Consider the following 20,527-nt stretch of genomic DNA (forward strand, 5'->3'; position numbering starts at 1 on the left):
TCTCCTCCTGAAGGAGGGGCTATTTCAACAAATGGTCGTAGTCGGCGTGGGTGCCGACCCAGAACCAGATCACATCTTCATTGTTGCGTATGGCAACAGCCCGATAGTTTTCGTCAACTCGCGCCGACCAATAGCGACCGACCTGTTTGAAATGCAGTGAGGGATGAAAAGGATCGAACGCAGTCGGGCAAAACGCCTGTCCGCCTTTGCTCTGATTGACGATGGCAGTTTTTCATAAGCCTCCCAGAACGATGGAGAGGCGACGTGGTTCACAGAGGCCGCGTCCGACCAGCGCGATGGTCAGCCAGCGCCTGTTCGGCAAGCCTGTCCAAACGGCCCGCCTTCGCGTCGGCTTCCATCTGCCGGTCCCACATATCCGCCTGGAGCGCCTCGAACCAGGCGGCAAACGCCTTCAGTTCCTCGGGGCTCAGTTTGGCGACGGATTTTTCGATCTGCTCAAGTTTGGTCATGGCCGAATGGTACCACTACTGGGCTAAAAGTACCACAAGTTGGAACCATAGTGCGGGCTGCGCCACCTAACCCAGACAGCAAAAAAGGCGGGATAAATCCCGCCTTCCCATGCTTGGTAGCCTGATCGGGAGCGTCCGGTCCGGGCTGGCAGCTATCTGCTGATCCAGCTTGTCGGGTCTTTCCGCTCCAGCGCGCTTCTCGCGCGACTGTCAGTACATCCGTGACTTGCCGCGCGCCCCGAACTCTCGCCCGGCGCGCGCTATCGCAAAATCAGGCTGCCTTGCTCAGAGATCCAGCGGACGACTTGCCAGTGCGGCGGTCCTGCTCGATCTCGAAGTTGATCTTCTGGCCTTCGACCAGGGTCGACAGTCCAGCACGCTCGACAGCGGAGATGTGGACGAATACGTCCGCGCCGCCCGCGTCAGGCTGAATGAAGCCGAAGCCCTTGGTGGCGTTGAACCACTTGACCGTTCCAGTTGCCATTTAGATAGTCCTTCACATTTGCTTTAGATTGACCGGACCGAGGTCCAGCCGGTGTGCATCGAGATTTTGGAGATAGACGTCAGCAAACGCGATTATCGCGAGGCCCGGATCGATCGGCCGAAATATCAATGGAAGGCATATAGGCTGCTTTCGCACAAAAAACAAGACTGTGTGAGAAAGCCGTGATCAGGGCGCTGCCCAATGGCCGCCCCAATCGCGTGAGAGCGTCACGACGGATCGCGACGTCCCTGGGCGGCGGATCAGGGAGAGGACCATGAAAACCATTCTGCTTGCCGCCTGCCTGACGCTTGTCGCCGCTCAGGCTCAGGCGATCTCGCGCTACGACCCGACGCGTATGAGCTGCGGCAAGGTTCAGGCGACGATCGCCCGGCAGGGGGCGGTCATCCTGCGCTACCAGTCGAAGCGGGTGCCGGGACTGCCGCTCTACGACCGCTATGTGCAGAGCCAGCGATTCTGCAGCATGGGCGAGGTGAGGACACGAGCCTACGTGCCGAGCGCCGACACAAAGTCCTGCCCGGTCTACAACTGCAAGCGGCCGGACAACGACCGGCATTTCCGCCGGCGGTTCTTCCATAACAACTAGCGCTTGTCGACCGGCAGCCATTGCTCTCAATCCCGGATATGTTCCGTGAGCATGGACACGAATTGCGTCACCTTTTGCGGGCGAAAGCGCGCCGCCGGATAGACCACGTGAATGCCGCCGGAGGGCAGCGCCCAGTCGGGGAGCACGTGGACGAGGCGGCCTTGCGATAGATAGTCGACGACCAGATAGTCCGGCAGAACTGCCAGTCCGCCGCCGGCGAGCGTCGCTTCCAGTACGGCGGGCGTCGAGTTGATGGAGAACGCCTCGCGCAGGGTGATGGTGCGCGGCTCGGAATCGCCTCGGGTGAAGTTCCAGGTGAACGGCTTGCGAAGCACGGCATTGGCAACGAGCGGCAAGGAAGAAAGATCTTCCGGCTTGTCCACCCTGATCCCGGCCGCGAAATCCCGCGACGCGACCAGGATTTGCCGGAAGGTGCCGATGCGTCGCGCCTGCTGGCTGGAGTCATCCAGCCAGCCAACCCGGATGGACAGGTCGATCTTGTTGCCGATCAAGTCAATTATGGCATCGGAAATGACCAGTTCGACGCCGCAGGCCGGAAATCTCTGGCGAAAGCGGGCGGCGATCGGGGCCAGCACGATCGCGCCATAGTCATTGGACGCGGAAACACGCAGCACACCGGCCACCTCGGCGTTGGCCTCGCCAACCTCGGCGACCGCTTCTTCGACATCCCGCAGGATCAGAACGCAGCGTGCATGCAGAAGACGGCCTGCTTCCGTCGGCTCGACCCTACGCGTCGTGCGCACGAGAAGCGTGGTCCGCAGCTCAGCCTCGAGGCGAGCGACTTGTTGGCTGACGACTGTTTTCGTGATGCCAAGCCGCTCGGCCGCGCGGGTAAAGGAACCTGCGTCGACCACGGTGGCAAAATAGGCGAGGCGATTGAGGTTTATCGATTCCACCACGACGGCTCATTGTAAGCTTTCAACATACAGTTTGTATTATTACGGCCAATTTATTGATTAATCCAGAGGGCTTACCGTGCCGTCTACCGTCCGCCCTGCGGGCCCGTAGCCGCACCCGATCCCCTTTCATTCAACGGAGATATTCCATGTTCACGAGGAGACAGATCATGAAGACCTCATTGGCCCTCGGCGCAACCGCCGTTTTCGCGCCCATCGACAGCGGCCAGGCCGCCGGCGCCAAGCTTGGCTGGAAACACTTCCCGGCGGGTCCAAACGGTTTCTTCCGTGCGCCGGTGCTGCTGTCGGGGCCGAGCGAAGCCCTGTTGATCGACGGCGGCTTCACCTATCCGGACGGCAAGGCGCTCGCCGATGCCATCAAGTCCACCGGCAAGAAGCTGACCACCATCTATGTCACTCAGTCTGATCCCGATTACTACTTCGGCCTGAAGCCGGTGCGGGACGCCTTCCCGGAGGCAAAAGTCATCGCTGCCTCCGCCACGCTGGAAGCCATCAAGGGCAATGTGGAGAAGAAGCTCGCCGTCTGGGGTCCGCAACTGAAGGAAAATGGTCCGCAGGCGCTTTCCGACATCATCCTCCCCGAGGCAGTCGACGGCGCAACGCTGACGGTCGATGGCGAGACTGTAGAGATCGTCAATGCGGAAGAAGGATTGGCCAACCGCCGCTATCTGTTCGTGCCGTCGCTCAATGCCGTTTTCGGCGGGGTGATGATCTTCTCGGGCGTTCACGTCTGGACCGCCGACACGCAGACCAGGGAAAGCCGCGCCGCCTGGATCAAGACGCTGGACGCGATTGCCGCCCGCAAGCCCGCTGTCGTGGTGCCCGGCCACATGGCCCCCGATGCCGCGATCGGTCCTTCGGCGGTGGAGTTCACCAAGTCCTATCTCCTCACCTTCGAGGAAGAACTGGACAAGGCGGCAGACAGCGCCGCGTTGAAGGCCGCCATGGAGACCCGCTTCCCCGGCCTCGGTATGGGCGTCGCCCTCGATGTCGGATCCAAGGTCGCCAAGGGCGAGATGAAGTGGGGCTGACATGGCGACGAACCTCGATTTGATCCGTGGAACCTACGAGGGAACTTCCGAGGAGAACGGCCGCAATCTGCTGGCCGTTCTTTCCGCCGACATCGAATGGACCGAGGCGGAAGGATTCCCCTATGCCGGCACCTATGTCGGCATCGAGGCCCTGATGCAGGGGGTCTTCAAGCGGCTCGGCTCGGAGTGGATCGGATACCACGCCGACGTGCACAGCTTCATTGCCGATGGCGACCGGGTGGCGGCCTTCGGCGTGTATTCCGGTACATACAAGGCGACGGGAAAATCCATGACGGCCCCCTTCGCTCATCTCTACGAACTGCGGGACGGCAAGATCATCCGCATGCGGCAGTATGTCGATACGGTGCTCGTTGCGCGCGCACTGGCCTGACACCGAAGCAACCGAGGGAGACATCCGTGCTGCAACTTAAATCCTTCGCGGCGGCCGCTTTCGCGGTCGCGGCGCTCACCGCCGCGGCGCATGCGGGAAACACCAAGCCGGTCAAGCAGGTGCTGCAACAGCATGAATTGACTCAAAAAAACAGGACGCTTGTCCTGAAAGCCTATCAGGCGCTGTTCGGCGACCATGACCTTGCCGCGCTGGACCGCTATTGGGCCGAGGCTTACATTCAGCATAACCCGACGATGACGGATGGCCGAGACTCGGTCAAAAAGCTTCTCGAAAGCATGGGTGTCGCCAATTGGCCAAAACAAAAAGTCGACTTCAAGCGGGTGATCGCCGAAGGCGACCTCGTCATGACCCAGGTCGTTCAACCGAAGGCAGGCAACATGCCGGAGACCGTCATCGTGGACATTTTTCGCGTTGAAAACGGCAAGATCGCCGAGCATTGGGACGTGATGCAGCCGGTGCCCGCCAACCCGGTCAATAAGCGACCGATGTACTGATCCAGGCCTTCTGCCAACGCCGGCCGCCGCTCAAAACCCGAACGATACCTGCGCCGGGGGCGGCGGGCCGACGCGCACGCCTTCCATGGCCAGCATCTTCTCCTTGGTGACCGAGCCGCCCGGCGCCGAGAAGCCGCCGATCTTGCCGCCGGCGGCAAGGATGCGATGGCAAGGGATGACCAGCGGCACCGGATTGGCGCCAAGGGCGGCCCCGGTTTCGCGGGCGAGCCCGGCATGGCCGGCGGTCTTGGCCAGCTCGCCATAGGTGGTGGTTTCGCCGAAGGAGAGTTTTCGCGCCGCGTCGTAAATGGCGAGGCGGAAATCGTCGACGCCGTCGAGATCGACCGGTACGGCGGAGAAATCGACATCCTCGCCCGCCGCATAGGCCTTGATCGCTGCGATCAGCTCGACCACCCATGGCGGCTGCGCCGTGGAAGCGGAAACGCCACCGTGACGCAGCAGGCGCCGTTCCACCGCTTCGCGGCTGCGTTCGGGCAGGCAGAGCCGGATCAGGCCCTTTTCGCTCCAGGCAATGCCCATGAAACCGATCACTGTTTCTAACACTGCGTGGCCGGCCGTGATCGAAGCTGTCGTGACCATGATGCGTTCCTTCCCGCAAAGTGGCGAAATCCGGGATTCGTCCCAGTACATATCCGGAACAATATGGCATCGCCGCCCGCGTCTCGCCACCCGAAAACCACCTGATCGCCCCGATTGCCCGGCCTGAATCGCTGGTGTAAGGGATTTCTTAACAACCCGACAAACCGGACCCGAGCGCGGCTTGCCAGCAAAACTCAACCTTATCGCGATCGGCGTGATCCTGGCCGCCGCCGGCATCAGCGGCTGCACGTCGACCTCGCAGATGAAGTCCGCGCCTGCTCTCACCGAAACAGCGACCGCCGCCGGCGCTGATGCCGGCTTCACCGTGCCTCTGCCGGAGACGGTTTCGGTGCTGCCGGAATCATCGGGGATCGCCCCCGTTCAGACGGCCGAGCTGCCGCCCGATTCCGCCGCACAGCCGGCTGCGGCGACCGCCGCTTTTGCCGGATCGACACCGGCGGCACCAGCCGTGCCTGCGGTTATGACCGCCAATGCCTGGCAGGCGCCGCCGCCGGCAAATGCGAACGAACCGGTCAAGGCGGCCGAGACTTATACGACCGCGGGGCTGATCGTGCCGGCAACCGCCAAGGGCGACCGCATGCCCGGCGTCCAGCAGGTCGCCTATGTCGTGCCGCAGAACCCGGCGGCCCTGGTCCAGTTTCCGGCAGGGCCCGTGCAAGAAGAACACGCGACGGGCGTGCGTGGCGATGTCGAGCGGCTGATCGAGAAATATGCGGCGATCTACCAGGTGCCGGTGGACCTGGTGCGCCATGTCGTCAACCGCGAGAGCACCTTCAACCCGAAAGCCTACAACAACGGCCATTGGGGACTGATGCAGATCAAGCACGCGACGGCACGCGGCATGGGCTATGACGGACCGGCCAAGGGCCTGTTCGACGCCGAAACCAATCTAAAATACGCGGTCAAATATCTGCGCGGCGCCTGGCTGGTGGCCGGCGGCAACGCCAAGAAGGCCGACTGGCTCTATCAGACCGGCTATTATTACGACGCCAAGCGCAAGGGCCTGCTCGAGGCGACCGGCCTTGGCCGCGACCGCCAGCGCCGTCGCCTGCAACCCGACGCCTGAGCGCGATGCCTGAACCGCGCCCGCCGGCCCTGAACGACATCCGGCTGCGCAAGATCCTCGACGAGACGCTGGTTCCGCCGCACTGGCCCGACGGCTTTGTCATGCGCAGTTTCGAGCCTGGTGACGCGCCCGCCCTGCATGCGCTTTTGACGGAAGTGTTCGATGACGGCGCCGATGGTCCGTTCGACGAGTGGTGGCCGCGTATCGCGGACGATCCCGAATTCGACCCGGCGCTGTGCTTCCTCGTCATCGACGCCAAGGGCCGGCTGGCGGCGGCGGCGCTGTGCTGGACCCGCGCCTTCGTCAAGGATCTTGCCGTTCATCCCGAGGCGCGCGGCAAGGGTGTTGCCGAAGCGCTGATGTGGCACGCCTTCGCCGTTTTTCGCGAACGCGGCGCCGACCATGTCGACCTCAAGACCAACACGGTCGAGAATCCCGCCGCCGTCCGGCTCTATGAGCGGCTGGATATGATGCCTGTCGCCTGGGAAGGCTAGGGTGTGCTGATATTCAGGTGATGCCGGCCTGCAAATGATGGCTTCCTGCGCTTCCGGTGCTCACGTACCCAAAAGTACGCTCCGCTCCGGTTCTCGGAAACCACCATTTTCGACTCGGCCTGACCTGAATCTCAACACCCCCTGATGGGTGTCGCCTCACGCAGGAACGGCGCGATTTGGGAACCCAAAGCGCCGCTTCGCATTCAATGGGAGGTGAGGGCCTGACAAGCTGCCGGCGCGTGGGAGGATTTTCCGTGGCCGGCCGCGGAGGGACGTCCATCACCATGAAGTTTTCTCACGCATTCCTGGCGCTCGGCGTCGCCGCCATGCTGGTTGGTACGCCGGCGCGGGCCGTCGAGCTGTCGATGGTGTCGGGCGATACCGGCGACGGCATCAAGGTGCTGCGCGAGATCCTCGACCGTTACGAGAAAGACAGCGGCAACAAGGTCAACATCGTCGTCATGCCGACGTCCGGGACCGACCAGTTCGGCCAGTACCGGCTGTGGCTTGCCGCCGGAAACAGCGACATCGACGTCTACCAGACGGACGTGATCTGGGCGCCGCAGCTCGCCAGCCAGCTCGTCAATTTGACCGCAGCGACCAGGGACATCGTGGCCGAGCATTTCCCGTCGATCATCCGGTCGCAGACCGTCAATGGCAAGCTCGTCGCCTTGCCGATCTTCACCGATGCGCCGGCGCTCTACTACCGCAAGGATCTCCTCGACAAATATGGCGCCAAGGTGCCGGCCACCTGGAAGGAACTGGCGGACACCGCCAGGCTGGTCATGGATAAGGAACGTGCAGCCGGCAATCGGGATATCTGGGGCTTCGTCTTTCAGGGCAACGCCTATGAGGGGCTGACCTGCGACGCGCTCGAATGGGTGATGTCGAATGGCGGCGGCCAGATCATCGAGCCGGACGGCTCCATCTCCATCAGCAATCCAAAAGCGGCGGCGGTGCTCGATATGGTCAAGGGCTGGGTTGGGACCATCGCGCCGCCCGGCGTGCTCGCCTACCAGGAAGAGGAATCGCGCGGCGTCTGGCAGACCGGCAACGCGGTGTTCATGCGCAACTGGCCCTATGCCTATGCGCTCGGCAACGGCGAGGGCTCGCCGATCAAGGGCAAGTTCGACGTGGCGCCGCTGCCGGCCGGCACCGGCGAAGGCGCCCGACCGGTCGCGACGTTGGGTGGCTGGAACCTCGCGGTCTCCAAATATTCGAAGCATCCGGATGCCGCGATCGAGCTGGTCAAGTTCATTGCCTCGCCCGCGATGCAGAAATACCGCGCGCTGAAGACGTCCAATCTGCCGACCATCCAGGCGCTGTATGACGATGCCGACATCGCCAGGCAACACCCGATTATTCCGCGCTGGAAGCAGATCTTTCTCAATGCGGTGCCGCGCCCGTCGGCCGCCACCAGGATCAAATACAACGAGGCGTCGAGCCAGTTCTGGAACGCCGTTCACAACACTCTCTCGGGCGACGGCACTGCCGCCGACAATCTGGCCGACCTCGAAGCGACGCTGACCAAGCTGAAGGGCCGAGGCTGGTGACGATACCGGGACAGCCGGCCGGCGGGACCGCAGCGAGCGGAGCGAGATGACAGGGATGAAACCGGAAACAGCCAAGGCCGCGCACGCGCCGTTGAGGGCACAGCGCGTTCGCTCGGCGTGGCTTTTCCTGGCGCCAATGCTTCTGGTGCTCGCCGCGGCGGCCGGCTGGCCGCTTGCCCGCACGGTCTATTTCAGCTTCACCGACGCCTCGCTGGCCGATCTCGACGCGCGCCAATGGGTCGGCTTCGCCAATTACTTTTCGGTACTTCACATGCCAAGCGGCCGGACCCTCTATGACGGGTTGCTGGTCGACCCTGTCTGGTGGCGTGCCGTCTGGAACACGGTGCGGTTCACCCTCATTTCGGTGACCTGTGAGACCATCCTCGGCACCATCGTTGCCCTGGTTCTCAACGCCGAATTCAGAGGCCGCGGCATCGTCAGGGCGGCGATCCTGATCCCCTGGGCGATCCCGACGATCGTCTCGGCGAAGATGTGGCAATGGATGCTCAACGACCAGTTCGGCATCATCAATGTGGTGCTGCTCAATCTTGGCCTGATCAGCACCAAGATCGCCTGGACGGCCAACGCCGACACCGCGATGGCGGCGGTCCTCATCGTCGATATCTGGAAGGCGACGCCATTCATGACGCTGCTCATCCTGGCCGCGCTGCAGATGCTGCCGAGGGAGATCATCGAGGTCGCCAGGCTCGACGGCGCCAACCCCTGGCAGATCTTCTGGCGGGTGACCTTGCCGCTGATCCGCCCCGCGCTGTTGGTGGCGGTGATCTTCCGCGCGCTCGATGCACTGCGCATCTTCGACCTGATCTATGTGCTGACGCCCAACAATGTGCACACCAAGTCGATGTCGGTGTTCGCCCGCGAGAACCTGTTCGAGTTCGACAAGTTCGCCTATGGCTCCGCCGCCTCGACCCTGCTCTTCCTCATTCTCGCTCTGCTTACCATCGTCACCATCCGGATCGGCCGGATCAGCCTGGACGGGGACCGCTGAGATGTGGATCGTGAAGCGCACGGCCTTTTACCTGCTGGTCGGGGCAATCGTCTTCGTCGCGGTGTTCCCGTTCTATTACGCGATCGTCACCAGCCTGAAATCCGGGACCGATCTGTTCCGGGCTGATCTGTGGCCAACGACGATCAGTTTCGCCAATTACCGGAATGTGCTGACCGAGGGCGCCTTCGTGCGCAACCTCGCGAACTCGCTCTTCGTCTCCGGCGCAGTCGTCGCGCTGTCGCTGTTGCTCGGCGTCACATCAGCCTACGCGCTGGCGCGCATTCGATTCCGCGGCCGCTCGGCCCTGCTGTTCATCATCCTGTCGGTGTCGATGTTCCCGCAGGTGGCGCTGCTGGCCGGGCTGTTCGAACTGGTCCGCATGTTCGGCCTCTACAATTCGCTGTTCGCGCTGATCTTCTCCTACATGATCTTCACCTTGCCGTTCACCGTCTGGGTGCTCACCACCTTCGTCCGCGACCTGCCGGTCGAGGTCGAGGAGGCGGCGATCCTCGATGGCGCGACGCCGTGGATCATCGTCACCCGGGTCTTCCTGCCGCTGATGTGGCCGGCGCTGGCGACCACCGGCCTGCTGGCCTTCATCGGTGCGTGGAACGAGTTCCTGTTTGCCCTGACCTTCACCTCCAACAACGCACAGCGGACCGTGCCGGTGGCGATCGCGCTGCTCTCCGGCAACTCGCAGTTCGAGATCCCGTGGGGCAACATCATGGCCGCCTCGGTGATCGTCACGGTGCCGCTGGTGGTGCTGGTGCTGATCTTCCAGCGCAAGATCGTCTCCGGCCTGACCGCCGGCGGTGTGAAGGGGTGAGGAGCGGTCGGCGTAGTGCGGACCGTTGTCAGATGTCCGGCGCGTTGCCGATCTTCTGCTTGAGATCAAGCGCCCAGGCGCGGCCTTCGTCGCCGCCCCACAGCAGCCAGGCGATGTAGCCGGCCGAAGGGTTCTGCTCATTGCCGTAGTTCCTGCCGCGCTTGTCGACCTCGTGGCGGGCGAAATAGCTGACCATGCGGCGAATGGTGGAGGGCGCGAGCTTTTCCCGGTTTTTCAGTTCGGTGGCGCGGGCGACGCCGATCTCGGTGCCGCCGCGGCCGAATTCTCCGCGCAGCCTGAGGCCCTTGGCGGCATTGTCGGCCACCACTTGCGGGCAGCGCAGATCGGTCTCGTCGTCGTGCATTTCGTCCCCCGGATCACGCTGCCCGAACAGGGATTACGACATCTCACCATGGGCAATAAATGTCGGAGCCGATCACCGCCAAACGTCCTTGGGTCGCAGAGCAACCGCGCCGGGACGCCGGCGCCGCGACTTGAAGGAGCCGATCATGATCACCTTTCCCAACGAATCCGCGAAATACCGCACCGCGCGCGAAAAATTGCTGAAGAAGGAAATCGAGCTGCGCCGCGCCATGGAAGAGGTCGCCGAGGCCCGGCGCGCGCTGCCGCCGGGCGGGTTGATCCGCCAGGATTATGAGTTCGACGGGCTGGATGCCCAGGGCAGGCCCGCGACAATAAAACTGTCGGAGCTGTTTTCGCCCGGCAAGAACAGCCTGATCCTCTACAACATGATGTTTCCGCGTCACCCGCAGGAGAAGCGCGACGTCGCGACCAGCGGCGGCACGGCCAGGCTTGCCCGGCAGGACCAGCCATGTCCGTCCTGTACGGCGCTACTCGACCAGTTCGACGGCGCCGTCGGCCATCTCCAGGCGGCCGGCTTCAATTTCGCGGTGGTGGGCAAGACCGCGCTCGAAAACCTGGTCACGCTCGGTCGAGATCGGGGCTGGCGCAACATGCGGCTGGTATCTTCGGCTTCCAACAGCTTCAAGCGCGACTACAATGCGGAGGCGGCCGACGGCTCACAGATCCCGCTGCTGTCGGTGTTTCACCGCGACCCCGACGGCATACGCCATTTCTGGAGTTCGGAACTGGATTTCGCACCGACGGAGCCCGGTCAGGATCCGCGTGGCCTCGGCACCTGCGAAACGCTTTGGAACCTGATGGATTTCACGCCTGAGGGGCGTCCAAACTGGAACGAGCAGCTGCAATATGGCGAGGCGTGTTGCCACTGAAAGGCAGCTCTGGTCAGCCGCCGCGGTTCGGGCCGATCGAGGCGACATGCGCAGGCTTCTTCCTCATGACCTGCAACCGGAGTGCCCAAGCGACGTTGGATTGTCCGAGGGACAATTCCAACCGGAGACATGCCATGAAGACGCTTACCATTCTGACCGCAGCAGCATTGCTTGCCGGCGCGCCGGCCTTTGCCCAGTCGAACACGACCGCCACGACCACGCCGCTCGCCGCCACGACGAAGGTCGACACTTCGACCTTCATCAAGACGGTGCCGAGCGCCAATGAGTTCGAGATCGAGTCCAGCAAGCTCGCCGAGCAACAGGCAACCGACGCCGACGTCAAGGCGTTCGCCAAACAGATGATCGCCGATCACACCAAGGCCGGCGAGGAATTCAAGGCGGCGCTTGCCCAGGGCCAGACAACCTCGGCCACCGCACCGTCCGGTCCGGCCCTGCAGCCCAAGGAGCAGAAGATGCTCGATGAGCTGAAGAGTGCCAGCGGCGATCAATTCCAGGCCAAATACATCGAGATGCAGACCAACGCCCACAAGGAAGCCGTCGCGCTGTTCAGCGGCTATGCGAAATCCGGCGACGACCCGGCAATGAAGGAATTCGCCAAGAAAACCCTGCCGACGCTGCAGATGCACGAAAAACACGTGAAGGAACTGGCCGCCGCGCATCAGGGGTGAGGGCGTTCACTATGGCGCCCCCCTCTGTCCTGCCCGGCAGGACAGAGGGGGGCGCCGTAGAGCGCTACGATGGAAGCCAGCCCGCTTGGCCAACCAACACCACAATATGGCCCTGTGCCTTAAGCACGGCACGCCCTATACCGATCAAGGCTGAGCGGCGCTCAGGTCGACCTGATCTGCTCGACCGCGGTCACCAGCAGCTCTTCCATGGCGGTGCGTATCTGGCCATCCGACTGGGCGATGCCCGCCGCGTCGAAGTCGGCGCGGACCTTGCGGAACACATCGTTGTCGCCTGCCTCTTCGAAATCCGCGTGCACGACCTCCTTGGCATAGGCGTCGGCGTCAGCACCGGATTTGCCGAGCTTTTCGGCGGCCCACAGGCCGAGCAGCTTGTTGCGGCGCGCCATGGCCCTGAACTTCGTTTCCTCGTCCATCGCAAACTTCTTTTCGAAGCCTTCCTGACGGTCTCTCATGCTGCTCATGGTTCGCCTCGTTTCCGATGGGAGTCCGATCTTCAGCCCAGGGGAAGAACGGCCAGGAAAGAGAGAGTGGTGTGCATGGGTGTCATTAACAAGGCGTCATGCCGGCGATTGGGCGGGCGCTTGGCGGTCCAGTCTTTCGCTCGATATGATTTGACGTTGCCGCGCCGTGTCCTACTCTCAAGTGCCTGCGGGATGAACCGAGGAGACGAGCGATGCAGTTCAAGGCAATTCGCAGCGTCGCGCTGACGGCGGCCGTGATGCTTGCCGCCGGCACCGCGGCCTATGCCCATCACGGCTGGTCGTGGACACAGGATGGGTTTTTCGAACTCAAGGGCAAGATCACGGCCATCTATATCGGCAATCCGCACGCCACGCTGGATGTCGACGCGGAGGGTGAGGCCTGGCGGGTGGAGATGGCGCCGCCATCACGCACGATCGCCGCCGGCTTCACGGAGGAGGTGGCCAAGGTCGGCGACGAGGTGACCGCGATCGGCAACCGCTCGCTCGAGGCGAGCGAAAAGCGCATGAAAGCGGTGCGCCTCATCGTCGGCGGCAAGACGTATGATGTCTATCCCGACCGCGTGCCGCCGGCGTAAATGGCCGAGCTCCTCGCTGGCATCGAGCATCTTGCGTTGGCGCGGTGGCTGAAGGGCTCCTTCATTGCCTACCCCATCGTCAATGCGCTCCACATCATGTCGATCGGCGCGCTGTTGACCAGCGTCCTCCTCATGGACCTGAGGATCTGCGGCGCCTTCCGTTCGCTGCCGCAAGCCGCATTCGTCGCGCTGCTGCGCCGCATTACATTAAGTGCATTCGCGGGTGCGCTCGTCACAGGCTCGCTGCTGTTTTCGGTCAAGGCGAGCACCTATGCGGCGATGCCGGTTTTCCTCGCCAAGATGGCACTCATCCTTCTCGCCGGCGTCAATTTTTTCACCTTCCTGCGCTTCGCCAGAGGCGGTGACGAGCTGGCCGGCAGCACCATCCTGGCTGTGCTCTCGATACTGCTGTGGACATCAGTGCTTTTCGCCGGACGGTTCATCGGATTTCTCTAGCGCCGCACTGGCCTTCTCCCCCTGTGGGAGAAGGTGGCCTCGCGAAGCGAGGTCGGATGAGGGGTGTTCCAGGGAACGCCGACGTCTCACTCCGCTGGAACACCCCTCATCCGTCTCGGCGCTATCGCGCCGATCCACCTTCTCCCACAAGGGGAGAAGGGAAGAACGGCGCTGGCGTTCCGCCCGTGCCGAGATAAGCTCCCTTACAACCCAAGGAGAAACACCATGACCAAACAAATCATCGAAGTGCCCGTCATGTCGGCCAAGGTGCGGGCGCTCGGGCTGCCGTGCTCGACGGCGGTGAAGGCCAACGGCTTCGTGTTCATCTCGGCGACGCCGCCGGTGGATATGGTGACCGGCGAGATGGTGCGCGGCGACATCGAGGTGCAGACCGAGGCGTCGCTGAAGGCGCTGAAGCATTGCCTGGAAGCGGCCGGCACCTCGCTGGAAAACGTGGTGATGGTGCGCATCTACGCCGTCAATTCCGGCTTCTACAACGCCATCAACCGGGTCTATGCCAGGTACTTCAGCGTCAACCCGCCGGCGCGGAGTTTTGTGCCTGTGGCGTCATGGCCGATGGAGTTTGATATTGAGATTGAGTGCGTGGCGGTGGCGTGAGGGGTGGCTCTCACCACCAGATTTTGACCCTGGTAGAGCGAAGAAGCGGGCTTAAGGGCGGATATTTCAACTTAAGTATAGTGCTTTCGCAATTGCGTCGGGTGAGTTCAATTTCCGACCGCCGCTATTGCCTGAAAGATACCGAAATGGGTAGATTGTCGCGTCAAATTCGGGGAGCTTAACTCTGACTAAAAACATCGCAGATGCGCCTCGCGCGACTCATTTTATGGACTCTGGTGATTTTAAAGTACTCTTTGACATCTGCAAAAAATGCAGATGGTTGATGAGTGAATATGACGCTCTCGTTAGGCTTTGGAATGATTGCCATGATGCTGAGTCTCGCGACTTAATTATAGATCTTGTAAACAATTTTAAAGTAATAACATCCTTCGATATGGTGGACATAACGAAATCTGTTTCTGCTCATGTCCAAGAGAAATGGTCGCTGTCTGCAAAGAATACCATTTTCTTTGCCGTGAGCGACGACCATGAAGCCGATGGATCTCAGGCTTTTTTGCAGCAGTTAAAGAATGATTTTAGCTCCGTCGATGGCTGGTCTGAGAAGAATTTCAGAAACTCTTTGGTCGGCTACAGTGATGCATTTGGAAATGGAAAGAATTACGTACTGTTTGATGATTTCTTCGGGACTGGAAAGACTATCGAGCGCCAAGCAACGAAATTTGTCGAATATGTCAAAAATAGCCAGTACAAAGATAATAGGGTATATCTTCTAGCTATTGCCGGTATGGCTGCTGCAAAATCTCGACTGAATGGCCTTGGCCTGGACTATCATTCAGAAATTTGGCTCAATCGCGGAATATCGGACAGATACGAGGGTGCAGACGTGAGTTCGAAGCGAAAGATCATGAAATCCTTGGAAAAGAATCTCGCGGCGATATACAAAGGTCAGTTCATGCCCTCTATGGGGTATGGGTCGTCTGAGGCCTTGTTTTCTGTGCACAATCACAATTGCCCAAACAATGTTTTTCCAATATTCTGGTGGCCTGTATATAAAGACTACAAACCGAGAAAGACAATTTTTAAAAGGCTCAGGTGATGACCTATCCTACCTTCATATTGGAGGTATTGCGAGAGATATATCGCAATCGCGGATGGGTTGACGGTTACCAATTTCATAAAAGGTATCGGCTGTCTCCGCTCCAGATGCTCGAATGTGTGGATTTCCTGCAGGCCAATGAGATTGCGACGATCGAGCATGACGAGGTGGGACTTAGAATTAGGCTTCTGCCGCAGGGCGTAGCTTGGATTGACGCCCATGCGCCTGAGCTCTTCATGAGGCCTAGAGCTGACAAGGAATGGAGATACGTTCCGCAGCGCCGGCCGCGTGCCGAGGACTTTGATTTGTATGTCCCCAGAATGTCCAGCCTTGAGCTCGACTTCTTGACAAAACTGGGAGAGACGGCAGACTGAGGTTTCTGAATCAGCGAGTTTGCACCGGCATTAAGGAACTAGCGCAACGAGGTGGATTCGCCTCGGCGACTTAGGCTAGAGTTAAGCCCATTCGGCAATCGAAGAAGATTACCGAGAGGTTCTACGAACCTCAGACAACTAACATTGTTATTTGTCGATGAAGCAGTCGATTACTAATATGTATATTATGTGGTGACTTGGTGCCGGTGCAGCCATACAGTGAATTTTTAAAGCAAAGAACTTTCCGTTGGCCACTTAAGCATGCAGCCAAACGGGGTCTCATAGCGTACGCGGAACGGTTAGAGGCACAAGGCCTTCCTGTAATCTTAGATATTCAGCACATGGCTTGGCATTCCGGACTTGAGGCGAAGTTCATAGCGAGCGTAGCTCTGGACAACCGCCGCTACTACAGTCCTAGAAGTATCCCAAAGCGGAGGGGCGGAGAACGCTCCCTTTTTGTACCTCGACCATTTCTGGCGGGGCTGCAGCGATGGATTTTGGACGAAATTCTCTCGAAGCTCAGCCTGCATCCGTCGGCTTTTGGGTTTGTTAAGGGGCGCAACACCGTTGGCAATGCGAAATTGCACGCTGCGTCGAAATGTATTTTAAAAATAGATATTCGAGATTTCTTTGGCTCTATCAAATATGCAGCGGTCGATGATATTTTTCTTGGAGTTGGATACTCGCCAAAGATATCATATTATTTGTCGAGGGTGTGTACTTTAGATGATGTGCTTCCGCAGGGAGCCCCAACTAGTCCGGCGATTAGTAATATCGTGATGCTTCAGGCTGATGTGCGGATTGCAGAATTTTGTAACCAAAATGGGCTTCTGTTTTCGAGGTACGCGGACGATATCTGCCTCTCCGGAGATCTAATACCCGAGAGTGCCTTTCCGTTTCTTAGCGACTGCTTGTCGAATTTTGGCCTCGAAATCGCTGAGGAAAAGACTGTCCTTGCCTTTGAGGGTCAAAAGAAAATCATCACTGGCATTTCGATTTCCGGTGGAGAGCTGAGACTGCCAAAGGAATCGCGTAGAAATTTGAGGCAAGCCATCCATTATATCAATAGGTATGGAATTGAATCTCATAAAAATAACGCAGGAATATCTGACCCAATCTATAAATATAGACTCTTGGGTCAGATAGAGTACTGGCTATCTATCGAACCTCACAATGAGACAGCCCGCCTCGGGAAAGAAATTCTCAAGCTGAAGCCATTGAAGTAAATCGCAATTTCAATTTTTCTTGGTGGTTTATCCGTAAAATCGGATCTCCCTCTGAGTAGCCATAATCTTGATGCGGTCACCTCAATCTGTTGAGCTTTACGCAAAATACTCCTGCAGCGGCCTGACTTCGAGGCTCCCCGCCTTCAGCGCCGCGATCGCTTCCGCCACCGCCGCAGCACCCGACAGTGTCGTGTAATACGGCACCTTCTGCATCAGCGTTGCTCTCCGCAGTGACTTGGAGTCCGACACTGCCTTCTGGCCATCCGTCGTGTTGAAGACGATCTGGACCTGGCGGTTGCGGATGGCGTCTTCGATGTGGGGGCGGCCTTCCAGCACCTTGTTGATTTTCTGGGCGTCGACGCCATTCTCGGCGAGGAAGCGGGCGGTGCCTGAGGTCGCCAGCACCTTGAAGCCGAGGCCGGCCAGGCGCTTCACCGCCGGCAGGATGCCTTTCTTGTCCTCGTCGCGCACCGAGACGAACAGCGTGCCGGAGCGCGGCAGGTCGACGCCGGCGCCGAGCTGGCTCTTGGCGAAGGCCAGCGCGAAATCGCGGTCGAGGCCCATGACTTCGCCGGTCGAGCGCATTTCCGGGCCGAGCAATATGTCGACGCCGGGGAAGCGGGCGAAGGGGAACACCGCTTCCTTGACCGCGATGTGGCCGGGGTTCCTGGGGTCGGGCATGGCGCCGTAATGGGCGAAGGCGTCTTCCAGTTTTTCGCCGGCCATGATCCGGGCGGCGATTTTCGCGATCGGCCGCCCGATGGTCTTGGCGACGAAGGGCACGGTGCGCGATGCGCGCGGGTTGACCTCCAGCACATAGACCGTGCCGTCCTTGATCGCGTACTGCACGTTCATCAGGCCGCCGACATTGAGCGCGCGGGCAAGGGCTGCCGTCTGGCGCTCCAGCTCGTCGACCAGTTCGGAAGGCAGCGAGTGCACCGGTAGCGAGCAGGCGCTGTCGCCCGAATGGATGCCGGCTTCCTCGATGTGCTCCAAAATGCCGGAGACGAAGGTCGCCTTGCCGTCGCAGAGGCAGTCGACATCGACCTCGATGGCGCCGGATAGGTAGGTGTCGAACAGCAGCGGGTTCTTGCCCAGCAGCGTGTTGATCTGGCCGGTCTTGTCGTTGGGGTATTTCTGCTTGATGTCCTCCGGCACCAGGCCGGGCACGGTGTCGAGCAGATAGGTCTGCAGCATGCCCTCGTCATGAATGATCTGCATGGCGCGGCCGCCGAGCACATAGGACGGGCGCACCACCAAGGGGAAACCGAGCTCGCCGGCAACCAGCCGAGCCTGCTCGACCGAATAGGCGATGCCGTTCTTCGGCTGGCTGAGGTTGAGCTTGTGCAGGAGCTTCTGGAAGCGGTCGCGGTCTTCGGCGAGATCGATCATGTCGGGCGAGGTGCCGAGGATGGGGATGCCGGCCTTCTCCAGCGCATCCGCCAGCTTCAGCGGCGTCTGGCCGCCGAACTGGACGATGACGCCGACCAGCTCGCCCGAGGCCTGCTCGGCGCGCAGGATCTCCAGCACGTCTTCGGCCGTCAGCGGCTCGAAATAGAGCCGGTCCGAGGTGTCGTAGTCGGTCGAGACCGTCTCCGGGTTGCAGTTGATCATGATCGCTTCATAGCCGGCGTCGCGCAGCGCGAAGGCGGCGTGGCAGCAGCAATAGTCGAACTCGATGCCCTGGCCGATGCGGTTGGGGCCGCCGCCGAGGATCACGACCTTCTTGCGCGACGAGACCTGCGCCTCGTTGGCCAGCGCGCCGGCGAACGGCACTTCATAGGTCGAGTACATGTAGGCGGTGGGCGAGGCGAACTCGGCCGCACAAGTGTCGATGCGTTTATAAACAGGATGAACGTCGAGCTTTTCGCGAGCTTTCTGAATCACTTCGGCGTCGGTCTTCGTCAGCGACGCGAGGCGGGCATCGGAGAAACCCATGGCCTTCAGCATGCGCAGGTTGACGGCATCCTCGGGAATGCCGTGCTCGCGGATGCGGGCTTCCATGGCGACGATGCCGGCGATCTGTTCGAGGAACCACGGGTCGATCTTGCACATGGCGTGCACGTCCTCCAACGAGGTGCCCATGCGGATCGCCTGCGCCACCATGCGCAGCCGGTCGGGCGTCGGCGTGCCGAGCGCCGCACGAATGGCGTTGCGGTCGTCGGCATGATTGGCGGAACCGAGGCCCCCATGGCTGAGACCGGGGATTTCGATCTCGTCCAGACCAGTCAGGCCGGTTTCCAGTCCACGCAGCGCCTTCTGGAGCGATTCCTGGAAGGTGCGGCCGATGGCCATGACTTCGCCCACCGACTTCATGGCGGTGGTCAGCACCGGCTCGGCGCCGGGGAATTTCTCGAAGGCGAAACGCGGGATCTTCGTGACGACGTAGTCGATGCTCGGTTCGAACGAGGCTGGCGTCGCGCCGCCGGTGATGTCGTTCTCCAGCTCGTCCAGCGTGTAGCCGACGGCGAGCTTTGCGGCGATCTTGGCGATCGGGAAACCGGTCGCCTTTGAAGCCAGAGCTGAAGAGCGCGAGACGCGCGGGTTCATCTCGATGACGACGAGGCGGCCATCGGCCGGGTTGACGGCGAACTGCACGTTGGAACCGCCGGTCTCGACGCCGATCTCGCGCAGCACGGCGATCGAGGCGTTGCGCATCATCTGGTATTCTTTGTCGGTCAGCGTCAGCGCCGGGGCGACGGTGATCGAATCGCCCGTATGCACGCCCATCGGGTCGATGTTCTCGATCGAGCAGACGATGATGCAATTGTCCGCTCTGTCGCGGACGACCTCCATCTCATACTCCTTCCAGCCGAGCACGCTCTCCTCGATCAGCACTTCGGTGGTCGGCGAGGCGTCGAGGCCGGACTGGACGATCTCGTAGAATTCGGCGCGGTTGTAGGCGATGCCGCCGCCGGTGCCGCCCATGGTGAAGGACGGGCGGATGATGGCCGGCAGGCCGACATGGTCGAGCGCCTGGGCGGCGATCGCCATGCCATGGCTGATATAGCGCTGCTTGCGGTCGCCTTCGCCGAGGTTCCAGCGGGTTTCCAGCGCATCGAGCGCGGCGTCGAGATCGGCCGGCTGCTCGGCCTTGAGCGCCGCGCGCTCGGCCTCATGCGTCTTGCGGTCGGTGTTCTTGACGTCGGTGGCGTTGGCCAGCATCGACTTCGGCGTTTCCAGGCCGATCTTCTTCATCGCCTCGCGAAACAGCGCGCGGTCCTCGGCCTTGTCGATGGCGGTAGCATCGGCGCCGATCATCTCGACATTGTAGCGCTCGAGCACGCCCATGCGGCGCAGCGACAGAGCGGTGTTGAGCGCGGTCTGGCCGCCCATGGTCGGCAGCAGCGCGTCGGGCCGCTCCTTGGCGATGATCTTGGCCACCACTTCAGGCGTGATCGGCTCGATATAGGTGGCGTCGGCCAGTTCCGGGTCGGTCATGATGGTGGCCGGGTTGGAATTGACCAGGATGACGCGGAAGCCTTCCTCTTTCAGCGCCTTGCAGGCCTGCGTGCCGGAATAGTCGAACTCGCAGGCCTGGCCGATGACGATGGGGCCGGCCCCGATGATCAGGATCGACTTGATGTCAGTGCGTCTTGGCATGTCAAAGGTCCGTTCGGCGGGCGGCTTGCACAAAAAACCGGGACGGGAAGACCCGGCCGGTTGTGCTCGCGATTCTGGTATCAGGCTAGGAGGGCCTTATAGGGAAGAGTTTTGACTGATGTAACCCCGAAAATGCGAGGTAGGGGAATAGGGGAATAGGGGAATAGGGGA

23 protein-coding genes and 1 pseudogene are annotated in these 20,527 nt (G+C 61.0%); 16 read left to right on the top strand and 8 right to left on the bottom strand.

Translation table 11 applies throughout. The features are described 5' to 3' along the window. Window positions 1–19 precede the first annotated feature (19 nt). From P3C39_RS00985 to P3C39_RS00995, 3 genes and pseudogenes are all read right to left on the bottom strand, one after another. Window positions 20–273 (bottom strand): annotated as a pseudogene (locus tag P3C39_RS00985) (hypothetical protein). Continuing rightward, complete coding sequence (locus P3C39_RS00990; protein ID WP_275952458.1) at window positions 270–470, bottom strand: hypothetical protein; 201 nt, start codon at window positions 468–470, stop codon at window positions 270–272. Before P3C39_RS00990 ends, P3C39_RS00985 begins: the two are co-directional and overlap by 4 nt. A gap of 271 nt (window positions 471–741) precedes the next feature. After that, window positions 742–954: a cold-shock protein gene (locus P3C39_RS00995; protein ID WP_010910991.1), complete on the bottom strand. Its 213-nt coding sequence runs from the start codon at window positions 952–954 to the stop codon at window positions 742–744. A gap of 274 nt (window positions 955–1,228) precedes the next feature. Between P3C39_RS00995 and P3C39_RS01000 the strand changes: the two genes are divergently transcribed. Then, the gene (locus tag P3C39_RS01000) at window positions 1,229–1,558 is read left to right on the top strand and encodes a hypothetical protein (protein ID WP_027162103.1); all 330 of its coding nucleotides are present in this window, start codon (window positions 1,229–1,231) and stop codon (window positions 1,556–1,558) included. Window positions 1,559–1,584: 26 nt separating this feature from the next. On the opposite strand, the gene P3C39_RS01005 is transcribed toward P3C39_RS01000, so the two are convergent. Beyond that, window positions 1,585–2,475, bottom strand: coding sequence for a LysR family transcriptional regulator (locus P3C39_RS01005; RefSeq protein WP_024504141.1), 891 nt, complete (start codon window positions 2,473–2,475; stop codon window positions 1,585–1,587). Window positions 2,476–2,624: 149 nt separating this feature from the next. Here P3C39_RS01005 and P3C39_RS01010 point away from each other — a divergent pair, with 149 nt between their 5' ends. From P3C39_RS01010 to P3C39_RS01020, 3 genes are read left to right on the top strand one after another with little or no spacing between them, the layout of a single operon-like run. Beyond that, window positions 2,625–3,527: an MBL fold metallo-hydrolase gene (locus tag P3C39_RS01010; protein ID WP_275952459.1), complete on the top strand. Its 903-nt coding sequence runs from the start codon at window positions 2,625–2,627 to the stop codon at window positions 3,525–3,527. 1 nt (window position 3,528) lies between these two features. Continuing rightward, window positions 3,529–3,918 carry a nuclear transport factor 2 family protein gene (locus P3C39_RS01015; RefSeq protein WP_013530093.1) on the top strand — a complete coding sequence of 130 codons (390 nt, stop codon included), beginning with the start codon at window positions 3,529–3,531 and terminating at the stop codon, window positions 3,916–3,918. A 26-nt stretch (window positions 3,919–3,944) separates the two neighbouring features. After that, entirely contained in the window at window positions 3,945–4,433 is a 489-nt protein-coding gene (locus tag P3C39_RS01020; protein WP_013530094.1) for a nuclear transport factor 2 family protein, read from the top strand. Between the two features lie 30 nt (window positions 4,434–4,463). On the opposite strand, the gene P3C39_RS01025 is transcribed toward P3C39_RS01020, so the two are convergent. Further along, window positions 4,464–5,033, bottom strand: a complete 570-nt coding sequence (locus P3C39_RS01025) for a methylated-DNA--[protein]-cysteine S-methyltransferase (RefSeq protein ID WP_013530095.1) — start codon at window positions 5,031–5,033, stop codon at window positions 4,464–4,466. Between the two features lie 181 nt (window positions 5,034–5,214). Here P3C39_RS01025 and P3C39_RS01030 point away from each other — a divergent pair, with 181 nt between their 5' ends. The 5 genes from P3C39_RS01030 (at window position 5,215) to P3C39_RS01050 (ending at window position 10,002) form a co-directional block, all read left to right on the top strand. Further along, window positions 5,215–6,120: a lytic transglycosylase domain-containing protein gene (locus tag P3C39_RS01030; protein WP_027162099.1), complete on the top strand. Its 906-nt coding sequence runs from the start codon at window positions 5,215–5,217 to the stop codon at window positions 6,118–6,120. Window positions 6,121–6,125: 5 nt separating this feature from the next. Beyond that, on the top strand, window positions 6,126–6,614 hold the full coding sequence (locus P3C39_RS01035) for a GNAT family N-acetyltransferase (protein WP_063172899.1): 489 nt from the start codon (window positions 6,126–6,128) through the stop codon (window positions 6,612–6,614). Between the two features lie 284 nt (window positions 6,615–6,898). Further along, window positions 6,899–8,167: an ABC transporter substrate-binding protein gene (locus tag P3C39_RS01040; RefSeq protein ID WP_275952460.1), complete on the top strand. Its 1,269-nt coding sequence runs from the start codon at window positions 6,899–6,901 to the stop codon at window positions 8,165–8,167. A gap of 46 nt (window positions 8,168–8,213) precedes the next feature. Beyond that, window positions 8,214–9,176, top strand: coding sequence for a sugar ABC transporter permease (locus tag P3C39_RS01045; RefSeq protein ID WP_063172897.1), 963 nt, complete (start codon window positions 8,214–8,216; stop codon window positions 9,174–9,176). Between the two features lies 1 nt (window position 9,177). Further along, window positions 9,178–10,002, top strand: a complete 825-nt coding sequence (locus tag P3C39_RS01050; RefSeq protein WP_063172896.1) for a carbohydrate ABC transporter permease — start codon at window positions 9,178–9,180, stop codon at window positions 10,000–10,002. 28 nt (window positions 10,003–10,030) lie between these two features. On the opposite strand, the gene P3C39_RS01055 is transcribed toward P3C39_RS01050, so the two are convergent. Continuing rightward, window positions 10,031–10,366, bottom strand: a complete 336-nt coding sequence (locus tag P3C39_RS01055; RefSeq protein WP_063172895.1) for a hypothetical protein — start codon at window positions 10,364–10,366, stop codon at window positions 10,031–10,033. A gap of 145 nt (window positions 10,367–10,511) precedes the next feature. On the opposite strand from P3C39_RS01055, the gene P3C39_RS01060 reads away from it, so the two are divergent. Then, a complete protein-coding gene (locus tag P3C39_RS01060; protein ID WP_063172894.1) occupies window positions 10,512–11,255 on the top strand; it encodes a DUF899 family protein in 744 nt (247 codons plus the stop codon). Window positions 11,256–11,389: 134 nt separating this feature from the next. Further along, complete coding sequence (locus P3C39_RS01065; RefSeq protein ID WP_013530103.1) at window positions 11,390–11,944, top strand: DUF4142 domain-containing protein; 555 nt, start codon at window positions 11,390–11,392, stop codon at window positions 11,942–11,944. A gap of 161 nt (window positions 11,945–12,105) precedes the next feature. Here the strand turns inward: P3C39_RS01065 and P3C39_RS01070 are convergent, their stop codons facing one another. Then, a complete protein-coding gene (locus tag P3C39_RS01070; RefSeq protein WP_063168796.1) occupies window positions 12,106–12,426 on the bottom strand; it encodes a DUF1476 domain-containing protein in 321 nt (106 codons plus the stop codon). A 212-nt stretch (window positions 12,427–12,638) separates the two neighbouring features. On the opposite strand from P3C39_RS01070, the gene P3C39_RS01075 reads away from it, so the two are divergent. The 5 genes from P3C39_RS01075 to P3C39_RS01095 all read left to right on the top strand — a co-directional run bounded on the left by P3C39_RS01075 (window position 12,639) and on the right by P3C39_RS01095 (window position 16,753). Next, complete coding sequence (locus P3C39_RS01075) at window positions 12,639–13,022, top strand: DUF6152 family protein (RefSeq protein WP_275952461.1); 384 nt, start codon at window positions 12,639–12,641, stop codon at window positions 13,020–13,022. Then, window positions 13,023–13,478: a DUF6644 family protein gene (locus P3C39_RS01080; protein ID WP_275952462.1), complete on the top strand. Its 456-nt coding sequence runs from the start codon at window positions 13,023–13,025 to the stop codon at window positions 13,476–13,478. It begins immediately after the preceding gene. A gap of 225 nt (window positions 13,479–13,703) precedes the next feature. Beyond that, window positions 13,704–14,096, top strand: coding sequence for a RidA family protein (locus tag P3C39_RS01085; protein ID WP_127414963.1), 393 nt, complete (start codon window positions 13,704–13,706; stop codon window positions 14,094–14,096). 283 nt (window positions 14,097–14,379) lie between these two features. After that, complete coding sequence (locus P3C39_RS01090) at window positions 14,380–15,153, top strand: hypothetical protein (RefSeq protein ID WP_275952463.1); 774 nt, start codon at window positions 14,380–14,382, stop codon at window positions 15,151–15,153. 715 nt (window positions 15,154–15,868) lie between these two features. Next, complete coding sequence (locus P3C39_RS01095) at window positions 15,869–16,753, top strand: reverse transcriptase family protein (RefSeq protein WP_275952464.1); 885 nt, start codon at window positions 15,869–15,871, stop codon at window positions 16,751–16,753. A 96-nt stretch (window positions 16,754–16,849) separates the two neighbouring features. On the opposite strand, the gene carB is transcribed toward P3C39_RS01095, so the two are convergent. Next, window positions 16,850–20,356, bottom strand: coding sequence for a carbamoyl-phosphate synthase large subunit (gene carB / locus P3C39_RS01100; protein ID WP_275952465.1), 3,507 nt, complete (start codon window positions 20,354–20,356; stop codon window positions 16,850–16,852). Between the last annotated feature and the right edge of the window lie 171 nt (window positions 20,357–20,527).

Origin of the sequence: Mesorhizobium sp. XAP4 (assembly GCF_029269325.1) — a bacterium.
Classification (GTDB): domain Bacteria; phylum Pseudomonadota; class Alphaproteobacteria; order Rhizobiales; family Rhizobiaceae; genus Mesorhizobium; species Mesorhizobium ciceri.